The organism is Nocardia sp. NPDC055053, assembly GCF_053608285.1.
The window spans coordinates 1-19,031 of sequence record NZ_JBSGVD010000059.1 but is presented as its reverse complement, the minus strand read 5'-3'; the positions used below and the strand labels follow the sequence as shown (position 1 = coordinate 19,031).

General features: G+C 68.8%; 21 protein-coding genes. 11 read left to right on the top strand and 10 right to left on the bottom strand.

Going from position 1 to position 19,031, the window contains the following annotated elements:
• Nucleotides 1-3: 3 nt before the first annotated feature.
• The gene (gene argS, locus ACWF82_RS32785) at nt 4-1,770 is read left to right on the top strand and encodes an arginine--tRNA ligase (RefSeq protein ID WP_452507456.1); all 1,767 of its coding nucleotides are present in this window, start codon (nt 4-6) and stop codon (nt 1,768-1,770) included.
• Nucleotides 1,771-2,022: 252 nt separating this feature from the next.
• Here argS and ACWF82_RS32780 read toward each other — a convergent pair whose 3' ends face one another.
• The gene (locus tag ACWF82_RS32780) at nt 2,023-2,541 is read right to left on the bottom strand and encodes an ArsI/CadI family heavy metal resistance metalloenzyme (RefSeq protein WP_452507455.1); all 519 of its coding nucleotides are present in this window, start codon (nt 2,539-2,541) and stop codon (nt 2,023-2,025) included.
• 99 nt (nt 2,542-2,640) lie between these two features.
• On the opposite strand from ACWF82_RS32780, the gene ACWF82_RS32775 reads away from it, so the two are divergent.
• From ACWF82_RS32775 to ACWF82_RS32760, 4 genes are all read left to right on the top strand, one after another.
• Entirely contained in the window at nt 2,641-3,000 is a 360-nt protein-coding gene (locus ACWF82_RS32775) for an Rv2640c family ArsR-like transcriptional regulator (RefSeq protein WP_452507454.1), read from the top strand.
• A 2-nt stretch (nt 3,001-3,002) separates the two neighbouring features.
• Nucleotides 3,003-3,344, top strand: coding sequence for a hypothetical protein (locus tag ACWF82_RS32770; protein ID WP_452507453.1), 342 nt, complete (start codon nt 3,003-3,005; stop codon nt 3,342-3,344).
• A gap of 185 nt (nt 3,345-3,529) precedes the next feature.
• Nucleotides 3,530-3,877, top strand: coding sequence for a hypothetical protein (locus ACWF82_RS32765; RefSeq protein ID WP_452507464.1), 348 nt, complete (start codon nt 3,530-3,532; stop codon nt 3,875-3,877).
• Nucleotides 3,870-4,499, top strand: coding sequence for a Dabb family protein (locus ACWF82_RS32760; protein ID WP_452507452.1), 630 nt, complete (start codon nt 3,870-3,872; stop codon nt 4,497-4,499). Before ACWF82_RS32765 ends, ACWF82_RS32760 begins: the two co-directional genes overlap by 8 nt.
• A gap of 40 nt (nt 4,500-4,539) precedes the next feature.
• On the opposite strand, the gene ACWF82_RS32755 is transcribed toward ACWF82_RS32760, so the two are convergent.
• From ACWF82_RS32755 to ACWF82_RS32740, 4 genes are all read right to left on the bottom strand, one after another.
• Nucleotides 4,540-5,391, bottom strand: a complete 852-nt coding sequence (locus tag ACWF82_RS32755; protein ID WP_452507451.1) for an IclR family transcriptional regulator — start codon at nt 5,389-5,391, stop codon at nt 4,540-4,542.
• A 180-nt stretch (nt 5,392-5,571) separates the two neighbouring features.
• Nucleotides 5,572-6,477, bottom strand: a complete 906-nt coding sequence (gene bphC / locus ACWF82_RS32750) for a biphenyl-2,3-diol 1,2-dioxygenase (RefSeq protein ID WP_452507450.1) — start codon at nt 6,475-6,477, stop codon at nt 5,572-5,574.
• A gap of 26 nt (nt 6,478-6,503) precedes the next feature.
• A complete protein-coding gene (locus ACWF82_RS32745) occupies nt 6,504-7,682 on the bottom strand; it encodes an acyl-CoA dehydrogenase family protein (RefSeq protein WP_452507449.1) in 1,179 nt (392 codons plus the stop codon).
• Nucleotides 7,683-7,716: 34 nt separating this feature from the next.
• Nucleotides 7,717-8,886 carry a Rieske 2Fe-2S domain-containing protein gene (locus ACWF82_RS32740; protein ID WP_452507448.1) on the bottom strand — a complete coding sequence of 390 codons (1,170 nt, stop codon included), beginning with the start codon at nt 8,884-8,886 and terminating at the stop codon, nt 7,717-7,719.
• 201 nt (nt 8,887-9,087) lie between these two features.
• Between ACWF82_RS32740 and ACWF82_RS32735 the strand changes: the two genes are divergently transcribed.
• The 3 genes from ACWF82_RS32735 (at nt 9,088) to map (ending at nt 11,424) form a co-directional block, all read left to right on the top strand.
• Nucleotides 9,088-9,684: a hypothetical protein gene (locus ACWF82_RS32735; RefSeq protein WP_452507447.1), complete on the top strand. Its 597-nt coding sequence runs from the start codon at nt 9,088-9,090 to the stop codon at nt 9,682-9,684.
• Between the two features lie 97 nt (nt 9,685-9,781).
• Nucleotides 9,782-10,591, top strand: coding sequence for a mycofactocin-coupled SDR family oxidoreductase (locus ACWF82_RS32730; protein WP_452507446.1), 810 nt, complete (start codon nt 9,782-9,784; stop codon nt 10,589-10,591).
• Between the two features lie 65 nt (nt 10,592-10,656).
• Nucleotides 10,657-11,424: a type I methionyl aminopeptidase gene (gene map, locus ACWF82_RS32725; RefSeq protein WP_452507445.1), complete on the top strand. Its 768-nt coding sequence runs from the start codon at nt 10,657-10,659 to the stop codon at nt 11,422-11,424.
• An 18-nt stretch (nt 11,425-11,442) separates the two neighbouring features.
• On the opposite strand, the gene ACWF82_RS32720 is transcribed toward map, so the two are convergent.
• Entirely contained in the window at nt 11,443-11,706 is a 264-nt protein-coding gene (locus ACWF82_RS32720; RefSeq protein WP_452507444.1) for a helix-turn-helix domain-containing protein, read from the bottom strand.
• A gap of 76 nt (nt 11,707-11,782) precedes the next feature.
• A complete protein-coding gene (locus ACWF82_RS32715; protein ID WP_452507443.1) occupies nt 11,783-13,411 on the bottom strand; it encodes an MFS transporter in 1,629 nt (542 codons plus the stop codon).
• Between the two features lie 347 nt (nt 13,412-13,758).
• Here ACWF82_RS32715 and ACWF82_RS32710 point away from each other — a divergent pair, with 347 nt between their 5' ends.
• Nucleotides 13,759-14,283 carry a hypothetical protein gene (locus tag ACWF82_RS32710; protein ID WP_452507442.1) on the top strand — a complete coding sequence of 175 codons (525 nt, stop codon included), beginning with the start codon at nt 13,759-13,761 and terminating at the stop codon, nt 14,281-14,283.
• An 81-nt stretch (nt 14,284-14,364) separates the two neighbouring features.
• Here ACWF82_RS32710 and ACWF82_RS32705 read toward each other — a convergent pair whose 3' ends face one another.
• The 3 genes from ACWF82_RS32705 to ACWF82_RS32695 form a co-directional block, all read right to left on the bottom strand.
• Nucleotides 14,365-15,090 (bottom strand): 2-phosphosulfolactate phosphatase, encoded by a 726-nt coding sequence (locus ACWF82_RS32705; RefSeq protein ID WP_452507441.1) that lies wholly within the window; start codon nt 15,088-15,090, stop codon nt 14,365-14,367.
• Between the two features lie 283 nt (nt 15,091-15,373).
• Nucleotides 15,374-16,348, bottom strand: a complete 975-nt coding sequence (locus tag ACWF82_RS32700; RefSeq protein WP_452507440.1) for an SMP-30/gluconolactonase/LRE family protein — start codon at nt 16,346-16,348, stop codon at nt 15,374-15,376.
• A 39-nt stretch (nt 16,349-16,387) separates the two neighbouring features.
• Complete coding sequence (locus ACWF82_RS32695) at nt 16,388-17,113, bottom strand: glyoxalase (protein ID WP_452507439.1); 726 nt, start codon at nt 17,111-17,113, stop codon at nt 16,388-16,390.
• Between the two features lie 131 nt (nt 17,114-17,244).
• Here ACWF82_RS32695 and ACWF82_RS32690 point away from each other — a divergent pair, with 131 nt between their 5' ends.
• Together ACWF82_RS32690 and ACWF82_RS32685 are read left to right on the top strand one after the other, a co-directional pair.
• Nucleotides 17,245-17,625 carry a PPOX class F420-dependent oxidoreductase gene (locus ACWF82_RS32690; RefSeq protein WP_452507438.1) on the top strand — a complete coding sequence of 127 codons (381 nt, stop codon included), beginning with the start codon at nt 17,245-17,247 and terminating at the stop codon, nt 17,623-17,625.
• Nucleotides 17,626-17,707: 82 nt separating this feature from the next.
• Nucleotides 17,708-18,997 carry an acetyl-CoA C-acyltransferase gene (locus ACWF82_RS32685; protein WP_452507437.1) on the top strand — a complete coding sequence of 430 codons (1,290 nt, stop codon included), beginning with the start codon at nt 17,708-17,710 and terminating at the stop codon, nt 18,995-18,997.
• Nucleotides 18,998-19,031 lie beyond the last annotated feature (34 nt).

The following is a 19,031-nucleotide window of genomic DNA, read 5'->3' as shown; positions in this document are numbered from 1 at the left end:
AAGGTGAGCTCTGCCGGTGTTGTGCCGCTGCTCGGACGTGTCGCTGCCGCTGTGTCGGAGGCGATCGCCCGAGTCCGTCCGGAAACGGCGGATGCGGACCCGGTAGTGCGACGATCCGATCGCGCCGATTTCCAATCCAACGCCGCGCTGCCATTGGCCAAGCGGGTCAGTATGGCACCGGTCCAGCTCGGTGCCGAGCTGGCCACCCAGGTTGATCTGGCCGATGGTGTGATCGCTGACGTGCAGGTATCGGGCCCAGGGTTCTTGAACATCACCCTGGCCGATTCGGCGGTGTGGGAAACCGTCGCCGCGCGACTGGCCGACGACCGGCTCGGAGTCCCCACCACCGAAGACGGGCAACGGGTCGTCATCGATTACTCGGCGCCGAACGTGGCGAAGGAAATGCACGTCGGGCACCTGCGGACAACCATCATCGGCGACAGCCTGGCCCGGGTCTTCGGGTTCCTCGGTGCCGACGTCATCCGCGCGAACCATTTGGGCGACTGGGGCACCCAGTTCGGCATGCTCATCCAGTACATCGACGAGCATCCCGAATCGCCTTGGCATACAGAGGAACTGGGCTCGTACACCAGTCCGGTGTCGGCGCTCGACAGCCTGTACAAGGCGGCCCGGAAGCTGTTCGATTCCGATCCGGGTTTCGCCGACCGGGCGCGGACCCGTGTGGTTGCGCTGCAAGCGGGTGACCCGGACACGGTGGCGCGGTGGCGGGAGATCGTCGCCGAGTCCGAGAAGGCGTTCGGAGCGATCTACGACCGGCTCGGTGTGCTGCTCACTCCCGATGACTATGTCGGTGAGTCGTTCTACAACGATCAGCTCGCCGACACAGTCACCGAACTGGTGGACAAGGGCGTCGCGGTCGACAGCGACGGCGCGGTGGTGGTGCTGTCCGAACAAGTCACCGGCCCTGACGATCAGCCGGCAGTGCTGATGGCTCGCAAACGCGACGGTGGTTACGGCTATGACAGCACCGACCTGGCCACCATCCGGTACCGCATCGTCTCCCTGCACGCCGACCGGCTGCTGTATGTCACCGACTCGCGGCAGGCGCTGCATTTCCAGTTGGTGTTCGAAGCGGCACGGCGGGTGGGTTGGCTGACCGACGCGATCGAGGTCGATCATGTCGCCTACGGCACCATCCTCGGGCCGGATGGTAAACCGTTCAAAACCCGTGCGGGCGGGACAGTTCGGCTGATGGACCTGCTCGACGAGGCCGTCGCGCGGGTGCGCGCGGTGGTCGCCGAGAAGAACCCGGACCTGTCGTCGGCCGAACTCGACACCATCGCCGAGCAGGCGGGGATCGGTGCGGTCAAGTATGCGGATCTGTCGACATCCAGGGTCAAGGACTACAGCTTCGACCCGGACCGGATGACCGCCCTCAACGGCAACACCGGCGTCTACCTGCAGTATGCCCACGCCCGGGTGTGCTCGATCCTGCGCAAAGCAGGCGCCGCGACCCAGGCCGTGGTCGATAGTGCTGGTCCACTCGAGCCGGCGGAGCGGGAACTCGCCTTGGCCCTCGACGGCTATGGAACCGTCCTCGCTGAGGTCGCCGACGCGTTGGAGCCGCACCGGCTTGCCGGCTATCTCTACGATCTCGCCCGTGCCTACACCAGCTTCTACGACTCGTGTCCGGTCATCACGGCGGACGAACCGATCCGTTCGAACCGAATCGCACTGTGTCAGTTGACTGCGCGTACTCTCGCGCTCGGTTTGGGGCAGTTGGGAATGGCCGCTCCGCAGCGGATGTGACCTGTCGGCCCGGGCGCTGGCCCACTTGCCCAGCGGCCGGGCCGTACATAACGCAATTGGACCAAATGTGCCCGCACCGATAAACCGCGCAGGGTGAGTGGCCGTCTACGTTGCATTGTTGGTGACGCAACCGTCGGTTTCGGGCGGCTACTCCGACGGCGGCGGCCTGCGCCCGGAAAATTCACCGGGCGCACAGCCGCCCCCAATGGGACGGGAGCTCCGCCCTGGGCGAACGCTCGCCGTCGTGGCGTGTCAGCCGCAGCAGGTCGCGCCGGACGAGACGGCCTTCTGCTTGGCGTCGTTGCCGCAGCACGCGCCCTCTGCCTCGGCTTCGGCGGCGGTGCCGCAGCACACGTCGATCGCTTCGGCGTCGGTGCGGCCGAGTTCGGGTGCGGTGCCGAATGTTTCGCTGTCGGCCAGCACTGTGTAGACCTCCCACCGTTCGGCGCCGGGGCCGGTGACCCACACCTTGTCCTGGGTGGCGAAGCAACACGTGGTCGCGATCTGTTCCTCGGTGAACAGGCCGGCTTCGGAGAGCCGGGCGATCTCGCCGTGGACCTGTTCGGAGGTTTCGACCTCGACGCCGAGGTGGTTGATGGATCCGCCTTGGCCTGCGTTCTCGATCAGGACGAGCTTGAGTGGGGGCTCGGTGATCGCGAAGTTGGCGTAGCCGGGCTTGCGCTTGGCCGGTTCGGAGTTGAACAGGGTGGAGTAGAACTGCACGGCGGTGTCGAGGTTGTCGACGTTGAGGGCGAGCTGGATGCGAGACATGATGGAACCTCCACTTGTGTGACATATATCGAAGAACTTCTGATGCCGAGTCTGCTCACCTTTTCGACATATGTCAATACCGCGGGTAGTCTCGATTTCATGCCCAAGGCGTTACCTGTGATCGATATGTCCGCCCCGGTCTGCTGCGCTCCCGTCGCGGCGGGACCGGTCGACGACGCCGCCGCCCTCGAGGTGGCGTTGCGGCTCAAAGCGATCGCCGACCCGGTCCGGGTCAAGCTGTTGTCGCTGCTGCTGACCGCCCCGCTCGGCGAACGTAACGGCGGCGACCTGGCCGCCGCGGTCGGCCTCGGCGAGTCCACGGTGTCGCATCACCTCGGCCAGCTCCGCAAGGCCGGGCTCGTGGAGTCGGAACGGCGCGGAATGAACACCTTCCATCGTGCCCGCCGCGACGCCCTGTCCGCCCTGTGCGTGGTGCTCGATCCCAACTGCTGCAGCTGACCATGATTTCGCCGGCTCAGGACGATTGGGTGCCGGACGCGTGCACCCTGCCGACCGCGGAACAACCGATCCGGGTCGCCGAGTTCGACCGATTCTTCGCCGAGTCGGTGCACGGGATGGCCCGTCCCGCCCCGACGCAGCTGGCCTTGCATCTGGCCGCCGACGCCGAATCCGCTTCCCGGGATCTCGCGGCGCGAGAATCGAACTGCTGCTCGTTCTTCACCTTCGACTTCGACACCACCGGCACCGGGCTGGTGATGCAGGTGGGCGTCCCCGCGGCCTACGTCGAGGTGCTCGACGCCTTCGCCGCGAGGGTCGAGGCCTCGATCGAGGGCCGGCGATGACCGCCGGACTGCGTACCGGCGAGCTCGCCGCGGCTGTGAGGGTGGGCGCGCCGCGCGACTACGAACGCCGCGGGCTGCTGGTCGAACTGGCACGTCAGGTCGCGGGCACCCCACCCGGAACCGCGTTCTCCCGCTGGGCGGAAACACCAGGTCGCGACCGGTCGATGGGTGCCTACCGTCGGCGCATGAACACTGCGAAGGTCTATGTGATCGACACCGTGGTGACGAAACCTGGTCGGGCCAGGGATTTCGTCGACGCCTATCTGCGGGAGTACGCGCCGGGGGCGCGTGAGCGGGGGATGGCGTTGGAGCGGATTGTCGTGAGTCCGCCGCTGTGGTTTCCCGACGAGTCGAACACGGTCATCGCGACGTGGGTGCTCGATGGGGCCGAGGGGTGGTGGGAGATGACCTGGCGGGGGCGGTCGGATCCGGCGGTGCGGCAGTGGTGGGGTGGTGTGGATGACCTGATAGTTCATCGAACGCGGTCGACGGGGGCCGAGGCCGCCGATATCGAGGGGCTCGGCAATGTTTGATGTTGTTCGGCTGGTGCACCTTGCAGCTGCGGGCGGTTCGGACGCCGAACAGCTGATGACCGAACTGCGCGCGGCGGCGGCCGGGGAGGCGCGGCGGGTGCTGGTTCAGCCCACGCTGCCAGGGGTGCGCAATGGCGGAGACGTGCTGGTGCACCTGCGATTCGACGAGGCGGCCGACTGGTCCGGCTGTGCGCCGCGGGTGGAGGCGGTGCTCGCGGACCCGCTCGTGACCCACGTCGACGGTGCCGAGTACGACGGCGGTGTCGGTGGTTTCGCCGAGCCGCGCGCACAGGGATCGGTGTACCGGGTTCTGCTGCTGCGGGTCGCGCCGGGGACCGCGCCCGCGACGGTCGACCGCTTCGAGGCCGACCTGCTGCGGATGCCTGGTTACATCCCGACGATGCGGTCCTGGCAGCTGAGCCGGGTGATCCGCGGGATCGGGTCCGTGCCGTGGACGCATGTCTGGGAGCAGGAGTTCACCGATCTCGACGGGCTCGACGGGCCCTATCTGATGCACCCGGTGCACTGGGCGCACGTCGACCGGTGGTTCGATCCCGAATGCCCGGACGTGATCGTGCACGACCGCGTCTGCCACAGCTTCTGCGCGAACAAACCCGCCTGATGCCGGTCGCCGCCCGCTCCCGCCGGGCGGCGTACCGAGGTCACGCGTAGCGGGGCGCGCGGTGGTCGGTGGCGACCCGGGGGCCGACACCCAGCGGACGCGGGTGCTGCTGCAGGGTCGGGCGGACCCGTACCCTGCCGTCGTCGACGTGGCGCCAGATGTTGAGCGCTGTCGTGCGGATCGGGGCCGAGAGGCGGTGGTCGAACACCATGCGATCCACCGGTCCGCACACCGACACCGCGGCCACGGCGGACTCGCCGAGGTCGCCGATCGGGGCGGCGATGCAGCCGAAGCCGGCCAGCGATTCCTCCCGCTCGACCGCGATGCCGTGCGCTCGCACCTTGTTCAGTTCGGTGTCGAGCTGGGCGCGGGTGGTCAGCGAGTACTTGGTGCGGGCACCGGACTGACCGGTGACGACCTCGGCGAGGCGGCGCTCGTCGGAGTAGGCCAGGATCGCCTTGCCGACCGCCGTACAGTGCGCGGGGCGCCTGCCGCCGACGCGGGTGGGGACCGCGGCGGACAGATCGCCGCCGACCTTGTCCAGGTACACGACGTCGGGGCCGTCGAGGACGGCCAGGTGCACGACGAACCCGGTGACCCGGTGCAGCTCGTGCAGGAACGGCATCGCCGCGCGATGCAGGCGGTCCTGGTGCACGGCCAGCGACCCCAGCTCCATCAGCCGGATACCCAGCTCGTAGTCGCGGCCCTCGCGCCGTAGCCAGCGCAGCTGCACGAGCCGCTCCAGCATGCGATGCGCCGAGGACCGGGGTAGGCCGGTCCGGCGCACGATCTGGGCGAGGGTGAGCCTGCCCGGGCCGTCGAAGGCGTCGAGCAGCAGGGACGCGCGATCGAGGATCGCGCTGGGGGTGGTGGCTTCGGCCTGGATGACCATGGGGCGCTCCAATTCGGATCTACGAGCTGATGCCCATTCGCATATTTCGATTAGGCATATGCCTATTGATACCATGCCGTGTGTCTGTTGTCACATGAATCTTGAATCTGCGTGCAACGACGACGGCCCCCGTGCCGAGCGGAGTGCTCGGCACGGGGGCCGTCGAAGGGCTGTGCGCGGTTACATGGCAGCCAGCGGCTCGCTGCCGGACCAGTCGTGACCCCAGTAGCTGTCGGCGGTGATTTCCTCAGCGCTGTAGTAGGTCTCGTCGACCTTCATGCCCTCGGTGCCGAACTCGATGTCCCAGCCGCCGGGCGCGCGCACGTAGAACGACACCATCTTGTCGTTGGTGTGCCGCCCCAGCGTCGAGGACACCGAGAAGCCGTCCCTGGTGACGCGGTCGAGCGCCTGGCCGACGGCGTCGAGGGTGTCGACCTCCACCATGATGTGCACCAGGCCGGGCGCGCCACCGTGCGGCGCGGGGCACAGCGCGAGGCTGTGGTGCCGCTCGTTGACGCCCATGAAGCGCACCCGCATCGGGCCGAACTCCGGCGGCGCCGGGATGCGGAACGCGCCGCGCGGCAGGAACCCGAGCACCTCGGTGTAGAAGCCGAACGCGCCGTTGGGGTCCATGGTCGGCAGCACGACATGGCCCAGGCCCTGGGCGCCGGTGACGAACTTCGCGCCGAACGGCGTCACCACGGGGCTGTGGTCGAGTACCGCGCCGTGGAAGATCTCGAGCGTCGCGCCGGTCGGATCCTGGAAGGTGATGACCTCCTCGACCCGGCGCGCGTCGGCCTCCTCGACCGAGAGCGGCTTGACCGCGATGCCGGCGGCCGTAACCGCTTCCTGCACCCGGACCAGGGCCGCGTGGTCGCGCACCTCCCAGCCGATGGTCACGACGGCGTCGGTGTCGCCGGGCACGACCGTGATGCGTGCCGCGCGCTCGTCCATCCGCAGGTACAGCGCGTTCTCGTCCGGCCCGCTGCCCTCGGCGAAACCGAGCACGTCGAACGCGAAGGTGCGCCACCGGTCCATGTCGGCGGTCTGGATCTTGACGTAGCCGAGGCCTTTGATGTCTGTCATTTCCGTTGTCCTTCTTGGTATTCGGGTCAGATCATCGAGCGGAGGTTGTCCGCGGGCTCGAGACCGAGGGAGCTGACGGCCGAGGCGTGGTACACCGTGCTCGGCACGTGGATGGCGTGGGCGAGGCCGACGTGCGCGTCGCGCCAGTAGCGCTGTAGCGGCTTGTCGGTCCGCATGGCGTTGCCGCCGGAGCGGGCGAAGATCTGGTCCACCGCCGACACCGCGCGCCAGGCCGCGCGGACCTGGGTGCGCCGGACCGCGGCCCGCTCGGCGAAGCTGATCTCCTGGCCCTTGTCGACCGCGTCGAAGATCTTGTCGGCGTTGGCCAGCAGTTCCTGGCGGGCGGCATTGATGTCGGCGGCGGCCTCGCCGATGGCGAACAGCACGTACGGGTCGTCCTTGACGGCGGTGCCCTGGGCGCCGACCCGGTCGCGCTGGTAGTCCAGGTGCGCGGCCAGCGCGCCCTCGGCGATGCCGACCACCGCGGAGCTGATGCCCAGCGGGAACATCGTCGACCACGGCATCTTGTAGAGCGTCTCGGTGACGCCGTACTCCTTCTGCGCGGTGCCGTCGATGACGTGGTCGCCGTTCATCACCCGGTAGTCGGGCACGAAGGCGTCCTTGACGATGATGTCCTTGGACCCGGTGCCCTTGAGGCCCACCACATTCCAGGAGTCCTCGACAATGGTGTAGTCCTGGCGCGGCAGGATCATGTGCAGCATGGTCGGCGGCAGCGCCATCGAGCCGTCGGGGTTGCCGAGCATGGCGCCGAGGAAGATCCAGTCGCAGTGATCGGTGCCGGAGCTGAACTGCCAGCGGCCGTTGAAGATGTAGCCGCCGTCGACCGGGCGGGCGATACCGGTCGGCGCGTACGGCGAGGCCATCCAGGTGTCGTGGTCGTCGGCCCACACCTCGTCCTGCACCTTCGGATCGGCGAAGGCCAGCTGCCACGGGTGCACGCCGACGATGCCGGCGATCCAGCCACTGGCCGGGTCCAGCGCCGCGGTGGCCATCACCGTCTCGGCGAACTCGCGCGGATGCGCCTCGTACCCGCTGTACTTCTTGGGCTGCAGCAGGCGGATCGGGCCCGCCGACTTCAGCAGCTGCGCCGTGGCGTCGGGCAGCTGCCCGAGCCGCTCGGCCTCCGGGGCCTGATCGCGCAGCTGGTCCGCGATCGCGGCGATGTTGTCGAGAACCTTGGTCATCGCAGGTGGTGCTTTCTGTTCGGGGTGGTGAGGGTCAGGACATGGTGTTGATGACGGCGCCGCGGGCGATGTTGTCGGCCACCTCGGCCTCCCAGCTGGTCACCGCGCGCTCGGTGTCGATCTCGAACTCGAACCGCGTGGTCATGTCGTCGGTGACGTCCTCGACGTCGACGTAGAACTGCTTGTACCAGCGTCGCAGCTGATAGACCGGTCCGTCTTCCTCCGAGAGCAGCGGGTTGTCGATCGGCGCCTTGTTCTTCCAGATCGCGACGTCCTGCTCGAAGCCGTACTCGACGCCCTGCGCGAACTGGGCGGCCATCGCGTTCGCGTCCTCGTCGGACATGCCCTGTGGCTTCTTGACCATCGCGCCGTACTGCAACACGAACGAGTTCTCGCTGACGGGGTAGTGGCAGTTGATCAGCACCGTCTCGATCGTCATGCCGTTGGCCTCGCTCCAGAGCCAGTCGATCATGTACGACGGGCCGAAATACGAAGCGTCCGAACGCAGGGTGGAGTTCGGGTCGTCGTAGCTGGTACCGACCTCGATGTCGTGACGCGGCGTCGAGCGCATGTACTGGGTGGCGACGGGGCCCTCGAAGACGTTCTTGAAGTAGCGCGGGAAGGCGTAGTGCACGTAGAAGAAGTGCGCCATGTCCACGACGTTGTCGACGATCTCGCGGCAGTGCGAGCCCTCGATGAGCATCGAGTTCCAGGTCCAGTCGGTCCACTCGTCGGTGCCGTAGCCCTCGATCTCGGGGATGGTCACCGCGTCGGTGGGCTTGCTGCCCTGCGGGTCGTGCCAGATGTAGAGCTGGCCGTTGCGCTCGAGGGTCGGCCACGAGCGGGTCTTGGCCAGCGGAGGCACCCGGCGGGCGTAGGGGATGGCGGTGCACTTGCCGTTGCCACCCCAGCGCCAGTCGTGGAACGGGCAGGCGATCGAGTCGCCCTTGACGGTGCCGTGCGCCAGGTTGCCGCCCATGTGGCGGCAGAAACCGTCGAGCACGTGCAGCGCGCCGTCGGATTCGGACTGGAACACCACCAGGGTGGTGCCGAACGCCTTCACCTCGTGCGGCTTGCCGTCGCGGAACGACGAGAGCAGGCCGAGGCAGTGCCAGCCGCGGGCGAAGCGGGCAGGCGCGGCAGCGGCCTCGATCTGACGGTAGTCGGCGTCCAGTGATCGGCCGTTCGGCGAGTTCTCCGGCATCGAAACCTCCATGTATCGGACGGAGTGGGGATGAGCTGTGCTGATGGTCACGCCGCGAGGGGGTCGCCGGGCCGCCGTGTTCCCGGTCAGCGGACATGTTTTCGGCGCGGGCGGCCGGTGTCCCGATGAGCGGGAGAGGAACCGATCACAGCCCGCGGGCCGCCATAGCGTGACGGCACCTGCAGGACGAGAGGAATGATCATGGGTAACGTCGCGGTGGTTCTGGAGACCGATGCCATCCGGTTGTTCGCCGAGGCGGCGCGCTCCCACAATCCGGCCTACCGGCTCGCCGACCGGCCGGTGGTCCCGCCGACCTTCCTGCCCGCCGACGGATTCGGCGCCGCGGCAGGCGAACGGGTGGAGACCGACCACCGGTTCTTCGGCCCGCCGCCGCGGGCGGGAGACCAGCTGACCGCGATCCGCTCGATCGCGGGCGACCCGGTGGACAAGCCCGCTGTCACGGCCGCGGAGTCGCTGACCCGCTACTTCGACCGCACCGGCGGCCTCGTCGCCGAGTCCTGGGCCGCCGCCGGACCCGTGGCGGGCGGACCGGCCTCGCCGCAGGCGGCCGCGTTGCTGGCCACCTACGCCACCGACTGGCTCGGCGCGGAGAACATCCGCCGTTTTCGCACCAGGGTGGTGCGGCCGCTGCCGCCCGGCGACGTCATGACCTGCTCGGGGCATGTCACGCAGAGCTATGTGCAGGACGGTGAATCGCGCGTCGACGTGACCCTGTCCGGGGCCGACGCCGCGGGCGAGGTCGTCGTCCGGGCGTGGGCGAGCTTCGCTCGCGACTGACTTCCTCGCCGCGGCCAATCCGCCGATTCCGCACCGAGAGACGCCCGGCAATGGTGTGGTGTTCATAGTGCACATCGACGTTCGGAGGTAGTAGGACATGACGCGACGCTACGAGGGCAAAGTCGCCTTCATCACCGGCGCGGCCCGCGGTCAGGGCCGGGCCGAGGCGGTTCGCTTCGCGGAGGAAGGCGCCGACATCATCGCGATCGACGCCTGTGCGGATTTCGCCAGCACCAGCTACGCGGGCGCCACAGAAGAGGATCTGGCCGAGACCGTTCGTCTCGTCGAGGCAGCCGGGGGCAAGATCGCCGCGAGCAAGGTCGACGTCCGTGATTTCGCCGCGCTGTCGGCGGCACTGGGGGCCGGGATCGAGCAGTTCGGCAGGCTCGACGTGGTCGTCGCGAACGCCGGTATCTGTTCGGCCGCGATGTCCTGGGAGATCACCGCCGAGCAGTGGCAGGAGACGATCGATGTCAATCTGACCGGCGTCTTCCACACCGCGAAAGCCGCGATTCCGCACCTGATCGAGCAGGGTGAGGGTGGCGCGATGGTGTTCATCAGCTCGGTGGCCGGGCTCAAGGGCATTCCGTTCACGGGCCACTACGTCGCCACCAAGCACGCCATCACCGGCTTGGCCAAGACGATGGCCAACGAACTCGGCGAGTACAAGATCCGGGTCAACACCGTGCACCCGGCCGGTGTGGCCACCGGCATGCAGATGGCGGAGATGGGCCCGCTGTTCGAGAAGCACGCGGCCACCCTGGCGCCGATCTTCATGAACGCGCTGCCCACCTACCTCACCGAGCCCGAGGAGATCGCCGCCGCGGTGGCGTGGCTGTGTTCGGACGAGGCCGGACAGGTCACCGGCGCGCAGATCCCGGTGGACATGGGCAACCTGAACCGCTGACCGGCAGATTGGTATTTTTATACCGGCGCTACTAGGCTGGTATGAAAATACCAACTGGAGGCGTGATGGTGGAGCTGAAGTCACCCGCGGAGATCGAGCGGATGCGGGTGACCGGCCGGTTCGTGGCCGATGTGCTGGCAGGCGTGCACGCGCAGGCCGCCGTCGGCGTGAACCTGCTCGAGCTGGAAATGTATGTGCGGGAACGGATCCGCGAGCGCGGCGCGGTGTCGTGCTACTGGGACTATGCGCCCTCGTTCGGTCGCGGGCCGTTCCGCAACACCGTGTGCCTCGCGGTCAACGACGCTGTGCTGCACGGCCTTCCGCATGACTATGTTCTGCGTGACGGCGATGTGCTCACCGCCGACCTGGCCGTCGTCATCGACGGCTGGGCCGCCGACTCCGCGGTGACCACCATCGTCGGCACGCCCGACCCGGCCGATCGGCGACTGGTGCGGGCCACCGAAGAAGCACTCGCCGCCGGGATCGCGGCCGCGCAGCCGGGCAACCACATCGGTGACATCTCCGCCGCCATCGCGGCGGTCGCGCACGACTACGGCTATCCGGTCAACACCGAGTTCGGTGGGCACGGCATCGGCCGGACCATGCACGAGGATCCGCACGTCGCCAACGCGGGCCGGGCGGGTCGCGGCTTCCGCTTGCGCCCCGGTCTCACCGTGGCGATCGAGCCCTGGTTCGCGGCGGGCACCGCGAAGGTCGTGACCGACGCCGACGGGTGGACGATTCGCTCCGCCGACGGATCGCGGTGCGCGCACAGCGAACACACGATCGCGGTCACCGCCGACGGGCCGAGTATTCTCACGCTCCGCGACTGAGCCGAAAGCCCGCGCGAGTCAGGCGGATTCGGCGACCTGCTCGGCGCGGTAGACCTCGGCGAGTTCGGTCAGCGGGAGCGACAGCGCCTCCGCGAGGCCGACGACGGTGCCGAAGGCGGGGGAGGGCAGGCGGCCGGATTCGATCTTGCGCAGCGTCTCCGGGGAGATGCCCGCCGCCTGCGCCACCTCGGTGAGGTCACGCTCGCCGCGCGCGGAACGCAGGCGGCGCCCGAGGCGGCGGCCTGCTTCGACCTGGGCCGGGCTGAGAGGGAGACGCACCATGGATCCGAGCGTAGGTGGGGTATTTAAATACCGCAACCCGCGGACGGGCCGGTGATCACCGACCCGTCCATCGGGCTCAGTGCGCGGTACCGCCGGTGGCGGGCGTGCGTCCGTGCCGCATGATCACGGCCAGGACCAGGGCCACCGCCGCCGCGGCGCCGCAGACCCAGAAGCCCAGCTCGTAGCCGCGATCGGCGAAGATGTCCGGAATCGGCGCCGGTGGTTGTGCCTGCCCGCCGACGCTGACCAGCGCGGTCATGCCGTTGGCGTGCAGGAACGCCGTGACGATCGCCAGGCCGACGGCAACACCCATCGACTGCATGACGCCGAGCATGCCGAGGCTGATGCCCTGCTGCTCCTGCGGGACGGCCTCCACCATGAGAATCGGCATGGCCGCGTAATAGAAGCCGAAACCGATGCTGAACACCGCGTTCACGAGTAGGAACACGGTGCTGGTATGCGGGAGCACGGCGAAGGCCACGGCCGAGCCGACGAAGATCGCCAGGGCGATGACGAGCGGGATCCTGGCGCCGACGCGGCGCGCGATCACACCGGCGAGCGCGCCACAGACCATGGTGACCACGGCGCCGAGCAGGGCGATGCGCAGCGCGAACTCCAGCAGGGTGTAGCCGCTGCCGTAGGTGTAGCCCGGGTCGAGGGTCACCTGGACGGCTTCGGCGGGCAGTGGCTGACCGGTCGCGGCCTGCACCTTGGCGAGAATGCCCTGTTGCGCGCCCGCTGCCACGGTCGCCTCGTCGGGAGTCTGCGACATGTAGGCGATGGCGTAGGAGACGACGCCGATCTGCAACGAGGCGAACAGCGCGCCGGCCAGCACCAGCGCCACGCGCGGGTGGAACAGCAGCTTCATGTCCATGATCGGCTGCGCGACACGGGTTTCCACCAGCACGAACAGGATCAGCAGGACGACGCCGGTGATGACCCAGGCCAGGGTCGTCGGCTCGGCCCACCCCCAGTCGTGGCCCTTGTCGACGTAGATCAGGATCAGCGCGGCGCCGCCGGAGAGCAGCAGGGCACCGACGACGTCGATGCGCTCGCGCACCCGCAGCTTGGACTCCGGCACCACGAAATACACCAGCGGCAGCATCACCAGGGTGAACGCGGCCAGGCACCAGAAGATCGCACGCCAGCTGTAGTTGTCGACGAGGAAGCCGCCGAGCAGCGGACCGGCGATGGCGGACACGCCGAGGCCGGTCGCGGTGACGCCGAGGCCGAGCGGGACGTACTTGCGCGGCATCAGGTCCCGGATCAGGCCGTAGGCGATGACCGCGGTCGCGATCGCCGTGGCCTGTAGGCAGCGGCCGAGCAGGAAGATGCCCCAGTTCGAGGTGGTCGCGTCGAGGACGCAGCCGATCACGAACAGCACGCCGCAGATGAGGAACATCCGCTTCTTGCCCCAGACATCGCTCATCTTGCCGATGAGTGGGGACGCGGCCGCACCGATCAGGCCGAAAACGATGATGGCCCAGTTGATGTTCGCGCCGACGCCCGGAAAGGTCGGGGCGATTTTCTGTAGTGCCGCCGAGACGATCGTGTACTGCATCGGGGCGATCTCGGTGAACAGCACGATGACGGCCAGGACGGTGAAGATCCGGGCGCGGGATGCGCCGTCGAGTCGTCCGGTGTCGTCGGCCTTGTCGAGTTCGGGGCCCTCTGATGTGGGTGGATCTTGGGGAATGGTGGACATGGCCACGCTCCGTTGGTCGGGAACTTCGTTCGAAATGGAGTGGAATGCGTGCGCTTCGGTGTGATGTAGATCGCACACCTTCCGCCACGGAGTATGTGACCTAGCGAGCGTTAGGTTGGTGTTAATGCGCGTTTGTCCCGCTGAGTGGGTCGTCAATTTCGGTGGGTGGGTGTGGTCGCGAAATCGGGGAGACCGATCGGTTTGCCCGAGGGTTGCGAATCCGGCTGTGCCGCAGCACGATCCGGATTCGATCGATCTGGTGTTATGTGACATAGCCATGGCGCATCATGGGTGGGTATCGCGCTGATCCCGGGGCAGGTCGGGTCGGCAAGTCGGAGGGAAATCCCATGAAGTTCAAGCAGTTGCTGGCTGCCGGTGTGCTCACCGTGGCAGCGACCGGCATCACCGCGGCCACCGCCAACGGCGCCCCCCTCGCAGGCCCCGGAGTGGCCGGTGTCGACGGTGCTGTCGCCTATACCGCGGCGGTCGCCCCGAACGGGTCCGCGGCGACCGTGGCACTGGCGGCGGGCACGTTCGAGCTCACGCCCGACGCCGGGGTCGCCGTGCTGGCGCCCGACGGGAGCCGGGTCGGCTTCATCCCGACGACCGTGCAGACCGTGGCCGGGCCCGCGGTGCGGGTGATCCCCGAGGTCGACGCCGCGGCGACGACGCTCACCCTCACCCCGGTCGGCGCGCAGGCACCGAATCCGGTGGCGCTGCAGAACATCGACCAGACCGGGAATATCGTCGCGGGCATCGCGATCGGCTGTGTCGTCGGCGCGCTGATCGGGTTGATCTTCCTGTTCGTCAGCGCCATTCCCGGCTGTGTGATCGGGGCGGTGATCGGGGGGATCATCGGCGCGAACCAGTAGTCACCGGCGCGCGACGGGTGGTGGGGATCCACCCGTCGCTCCGTCCTGGCCGGCTCGAATGTTGTTGTTCCGCAGAGTCGGTCAGGACGGCCGCTGGGCCGTGAAGGCGCCGTCGACGAGGACCGGAACGGTGGAATCGGCGTCGAGTTCCGTCGCGAGGGCGACATCGTCGGCGAAGCCGATCGCGGCGAGCTCACGCCCGGACGCGCAGGTGGAGATCAGGGCGGGAGCATCCGTCAGGGACGTGAAAGTGGTTGCCGCGGACAGTGCTTCGGGTGAGGGGTCGGTGGCGCCGCGGTCGAGGAGCGCGGCAGCGAGCGCGCCGGCGCCGAGCCAATCCTCCAGGGCGGGCCGGGCCACCTCGCTACCCGGCCAGTGCTCGCCCGCCGCGACGATCGCGATCGGTTGAGTGGGCGTGCCCCAGTTCCTGGCGATCAGCCACTCCGCGACGACTCGGTAATTGCGCAGGCAGGCCGCGACCACCGTCGCCTCGGAGACACCGGCCGCGATGGCAGAACCGTTGGGGGAGGGGAGAACCAGCCGCTCGGTGAACGGCGCGCGGCGAATGGCGGCAGGCGACAGCGACCAGGGCTGCGCGGCACTGACCTGACGCCTCCCCACAGCAAGCGCCGCATCGTGCCGGTCGGCGAACTCCCGCGCCGAGTCGTCCCGCCACTGATACGGAAACACCGCCGTGCCCGCCCCGACCGCCACCGACACCGAGGTGGTGAACGACAGCACATCGACCACCACCACACAAGCAGCCCCCACCCCGATCGCGGCGGCTCCCGCCCGCCCCCACTCCACCCTTACTCCGAACCCTCGCTGCTGCGACCACTCCGGCGCCGAGCGCACACGGACCTCCCTCATTTCACCGGCGAATCCGTCAGTCCATCACGACCATCGCGGTTGTTCCAGCGTTGAGCTCGCACCGAGCGCAACTGTGGCCAGTACTACAGCCGTTGCCGCCGTGATCAATTCGCCTGGCACGGACCGCCGCGGCCAGCGCTGGTTCATCGTGTCGATCCTCGGCCGGGCTCGCGGAAACAGCTTCGCAGTCTCCGACGCGTGGTTGCGCGACGCGATCCGGTCAGCGGGGGAGGGGTGGGGTCAGGTCGACGGTGGCGGGTGGGCGGAGGCGGCGGAGGGTGCCGTCGATGCTGGTGACGAAGAGGGACCAGGAGTCGCCGTCGGGGGCGATGCGGGCGGAGGTGGGGCCGATCGGGGGGAGTTCCGGGAGGGGGCCGCGGGGAGTGGTCCAGCCGGTGGCGATAGCGCACCAGTGGCCGGTGGTGGTGTCTATCTGGTAGACGCTGCCGGAGTAGTCGCCGGCGACGAAGGCCAGGCCGGCGGCAGTCGTGTCGAGGTCGTCGAGGCCGGGGAGCAGGCCGTCGGGGACGGTGGCCACGGTGGTCGGGCTGTGTGGTGCGTCGAGGGGGATGCGCAGGATCTGGGAGGTGGCTACGTCATCGGTGAAGATCGCCCGGCGGTCGGGGGTGAGGGCCAGGCCGTTGGGGCGGGGGACCGGGGACCAGGCGAGGGTGAATTCGCCGGTGGCGGGGCGGTATCGGCTGATGCCGACCGGCGGCCACGGGATCGACAGCTGGGAGATGAGCAGGTCACCGTCGGGGAGCAGGAGCAGGCCGTTGGGCTGAACCAGGTCGGGCAGCAAGACAGTGACTTCGCCGGTCGGGAGGTGGAGCCGGCTGAGGGTGCCGCCGCCCTGGGGTGTGGTGCCGTCGCCGGTGATGAAATAGAGGAGGTCGCCGGACAATCGGAGCCCGGCGGGGGCGTCCAGGCCGGTGAGGATCGTGGTGACCTTGCCTGTGTCGTCGACATGCAGGAGTTCGCCGTCGACGATGCCGGTGACATAGAAGCCGCCCGCGCCGTCGTACTCGAGGTTCTCCAGGCCGCCGAGATCGGCGGCGATGATGTCGGCCTGCCAGCCCTGCGCGCACCCCGCCTCGGCCTGTGCCGAGGCGATCGGGCCGAGGCCGGTCAGCGCCGCGGCGACGAGTGTGGTTGCGAGACAGCGGATCACCCGCGGGCCGGAGCGTCGGTGCATGGCCGAAGCCTAACCGCCGCCCGGCTCCGCGGCGCGTGCTCAGCCGGGTGCGGTGGCGCTGAGCCAGGTCGCGAGGGTCCCGGAGGCGGCGACATCGGCCGACAGGGTGGCGTGTTCGGCCGGGGTGAGCTCGACGGCGTCGAGTTCGGCCCGCCAGTGGGTGAGTCGATCGGAATCCGCTGCCGCGACGGCAAGTTCGGCGAGTGCCGAGTAGGCGCGGGCCCGGTCGACGGCGGACGCGGTGGCACCGAAACGATGCAGGCCCGCTTCCAGGGCGCGGGTCGCCGAGCGATCGTCGTTCTTGAAATCGCGCAGGATGCGAGCATTGTCGAGTACCCGCGCCAGACCGTCGAGCTCCCGCGAGCCACCGTACTCGAGCTCCATCGGCTCGTCGCGCTGAATCACGAGCAGGGTGTTGCCGACCGGATCGACCAGGGAGAACCGGGACTGGCCCGGCCGGAACCGGGTGATCCGCGGACAGCCCTTGGCCGGGATCTTCCCGTAGTGCGCGCGCAACGCCGCCGTGTACTCGGCGTGGCGGGCGGCGACGTCGTCGACCATCACCAGCGCCCCCACATGCTCCGCGGGCAGAGTGATCCCGGGCGGCGCGTCCGCGAAATGCAGCGCGCACCCGTGTCCTTCGACCGCGCCGTAGACATAGGGCCTGGTCTGCTCGTAGGTGACGGTGTAGCCGAGTGCCCGGTAGAAGTCGAGCGTGCTCGGCAGATCGCCGCTCCACAGCATCGGTACTGCGGTGTCGGTCATCGGTTGCCCTTCCGGTGGATGAGTCTGTGCCGGTCCTGAGGTTAAGAAGACTTTCGTGGGAACGCCCGTCCCTTTTTCGGCGGCCGCTTCGCAGCGCGCGCCGAGGCGCTGGATGCCGCTAGGCTGCGGGCATGACGAACAGTCTCGGCGAACTGCAGACGGCGAACTTCGTGCTGCTCACCACCTTCCGCAAAGACGGCTCACCGGTGGGTACGCCCGTCTGGGCCGTCGCCCATGACGACAAGCTGTTCGTCTGGACGGTCACCGACAGCTGGAAGGTGAAGCGGATCCGCCGCAATCCGGAGGTGACGCTGCAACCCTGCGACGCGCGCGGCAAGGCGCACGGTGCCGTCACCGGCGGCACCGCGCGGCTGCTCGACGCCGGCGAGACCGAGCGGGTGCGCTCCTGGCTGCGCCGCAAGTACTGGCTGACCGGCCCGCTGGTCATCCTCGCCAGCAACCTGCGCCGCGGCAAGGCGGGCACCATCGGCATCGAGATCACGCCGGCCTGACGCGCGGGTTACCTCGAACCGATATCCAGTACCGCTGGTATCGGATACCGTGGGCTCAGCGGACACTTCCGAAGGGACCCACATGGCCGAGAAACGCACCCGTGCCGTCGTCGTCGGTGGCGCGCGCACCCCGTTCGTGCGCGCGTTCACCGACTTCACCCGCCTCGACAGCATCGCTCTCGCCGGTGCGGCGGTCCGGGGTCTGCTCGAGCGCACCGGTATCGCGCCCGGCGAGATCCAGTCCATCGTCTGGGGTGGGGTCATCCTGCCGAGCCATGCGCCGAACATCGCGCGGGAGGTGGCGCTCGACCTGAACCTGGACTTCGGATGCGAGGGCTACACGGTGACCAGGGCGTGCGCGTCGGGCCTGCAGGCGGTCACCTCGGCGGCGGCGGCGATCGAACGCGGCGAATACGACATCATGATCGCCGGTGGCAGCGATTCCACCAGCAATGCCGAGATCAAACTCCCGCAGCATGTCGTGCACGCGGTGGCGCCAGTGGCCCTGGGCAAACCGAAGCCCAAGGACTACTTCGACGTGGTCCGCCGGCTCGCGCCGTTCACCGACATCCTGCCGCGCCAGCCCAAGATCTCCGAGCGCACCACCGGCGAGGTGATGGGCGAGTCGGCGGAGAAGATGGCCGGGATCAACGGCATCAGCCGCGCCGACCAGGACGAGTTCGCCGCCCGCTCGCACCATCGTGCCGCGGCCGCCATCGCCTCGGGCCGTTTCGACGACGAGGTCGTGCCGGTGACGACGCCGTCGGGTACGCGGATCGACACCGACGGGCTGGTCCGCGCGAACACCAGCGTCGACAAGCTCGCCACCCTGAAACCGGTGTTCGCGAAGGGCGGCACGGTCACCGCGGGCAATGCCAGCCCGCTCACCGACGGCGCCTCCGCGGTGCTGCTCATGAGCGAGGAGAAGGCGCGCGCCCTGGGGTTCACGCCGCTGGCGGCGATCCGTTCGTGGAGTTTCGTCAGCGTCGACCCGGCCGACCAGGTTCTCCTCGGCCCCGCGATCTCGATGCCGCGTGCTCTCGACAAGGCGGGACTGACGCTGGCCGATATCGACCTCGTCGACATCCACGAGGCGTTCGCCGCGCAGACCCTGTCGGTGCTGCGCATGCTGGAGAGCCCGGAATGGGCCAAGACCAGGCTCGACCGGGACGAGGCCGTCGGTTCGGTCGACATCGACAAGCTCAACGTGCACGGCGGGTCGATCTCGCTGGGCCATCCCTTCGGCGCGACCGGCGCCCGGATGGTGACGACCATGGCGAACGAGCTGGCGCGGACCGGGAAAGAGACTGCGCTGCTCGGCATCTGCGCCGCGGGCGGGATCGGCGCCTCGGCGGTGCTCGAGCGCGTGTGAAACGGGTAGGTCCGGCCACCGTGCTCCGGTGGCC

Excerpts from the sequence above, each read along its gene's own strand:
- ACWF82_RS32775 (WP_452507454.1), top strand. The coding sequence starts at position 2,641 with ATGCCCAAGGCGTTACCTGTGATCGATATGTCCGCCCCGGTCTGCTGC.
- ACWF82_RS32740 (WP_452507448.1), bottom strand. The coding sequence starts at position 8,886 with ATGCCGGAGAACTCGCCGAACGGCCGATCACTGGACGCCGACTACCGT.
- ACWF82_RS32735 (WP_452507447.1), top strand. The coding sequence starts at position 9,088 with ATGGGTAACGTCGCGGTGGTTCTGGAGACCGATGCCATCCGGTTGTTC.
- bphC (WP_452507450.1), bottom strand. The coding sequence starts at position 6,477 with ATGACAGACATCAAAGGCCTCGGCTACGTCAAGATCCAGACCGCCGAC.
- ACWF82_RS32770 (WP_452507453.1), top strand. The coding sequence starts at position 3,003 with ATGATTTCGCCGGCTCAGGACGATTGGGTGCCGGACGCGTGCACCCTG.
- ACWF82_RS32765 (WP_452507464.1), top strand. The coding sequence starts at position 3,530 with ATGAACACTGCGAAGGTCTATGTGATCGACACCGTGGTGACGAAACCT.
- ACWF82_RS32745 (WP_452507449.1), bottom strand. The coding sequence starts at position 7,682 with ATGACCAAGGTTCTCGACAACATCGCCGCGATCGCGGACCAGCTGCGC.
- ACWF82_RS32715 (WP_452507443.1), bottom strand. The coding sequence starts at position 13,411 with ATGTCCACCATTCCCCAAGATCCACCCACATCAGAGGGCCCCGAACTC.
- map (WP_452507445.1), top strand. The coding sequence starts at position 10,657 with ATGGTGGAGCTGAAGTCACCCGCGGAGATCGAGCGGATGCGGGTGACC.
- ACWF82_RS32755 (WP_452507451.1), bottom strand. The coding sequence starts at position 5,391 with ATGGTCATCCAGGCCGAAGCCACCACCCCCAGCGCGATCCTCGATCGC.
- ACWF82_RS32690 (WP_452507438.1), top strand. The coding sequence starts at position 17,245 with ATGACGAACAGTCTCGGCGAACTGCAGACGGCGAACTTCGTGCTGCTC.
- ACWF82_RS32720 (WP_452507444.1), bottom strand. The coding sequence starts at position 11,706 with ATGGTGCGTCTCCCTCTCAGCCCGGCCCAGGTCGAAGCAGGCCGCCGC.
- ACWF82_RS32685 (WP_452507437.1), top strand. The coding sequence starts at position 17,708 with ATGGCCGAGAAACGCACCCGTGCCGTCGTCGTCGGTGGCGCGCGCACC.
- ACWF82_RS32730 (WP_452507446.1), top strand. The coding sequence starts at position 9,782 with ATGACGCGACGCTACGAGGGCAAAGTCGCCTTCATCACCGGCGCGGCC.
- ACWF82_RS32760 (WP_452507452.1), top strand. The coding sequence starts at position 3,870 with ATGTTTGATGTTGTTCGGCTGGTGCACCTTGCAGCTGCGGGCGGTTCG.
- ACWF82_RS32700 (WP_452507440.1), bottom strand. The coding sequence starts at position 16,348 with ATGCACCGACGCTCCGGCCCGCGGGTGATCCGCTGTCTCGCAACCACA.
- ACWF82_RS32695 (WP_452507439.1), bottom strand. The coding sequence starts at position 17,113 with ATGACCGACACCGCAGTACCGATGCTGTGGAGCGGCGATCTGCCGAGC.
- ACWF82_RS32780 (WP_452507455.1), bottom strand. The coding sequence starts at position 2,541 with ATGTCTCGCATCCAGCTCGCCCTCAACGTCGACAACCTCGACACCGCC.
- ACWF82_RS32710 (WP_452507442.1), top strand. The coding sequence starts at position 13,759 with ATGAAGTTCAAGCAGTTGCTGGCTGCCGGTGTGCTCACCGTGGCAGCG.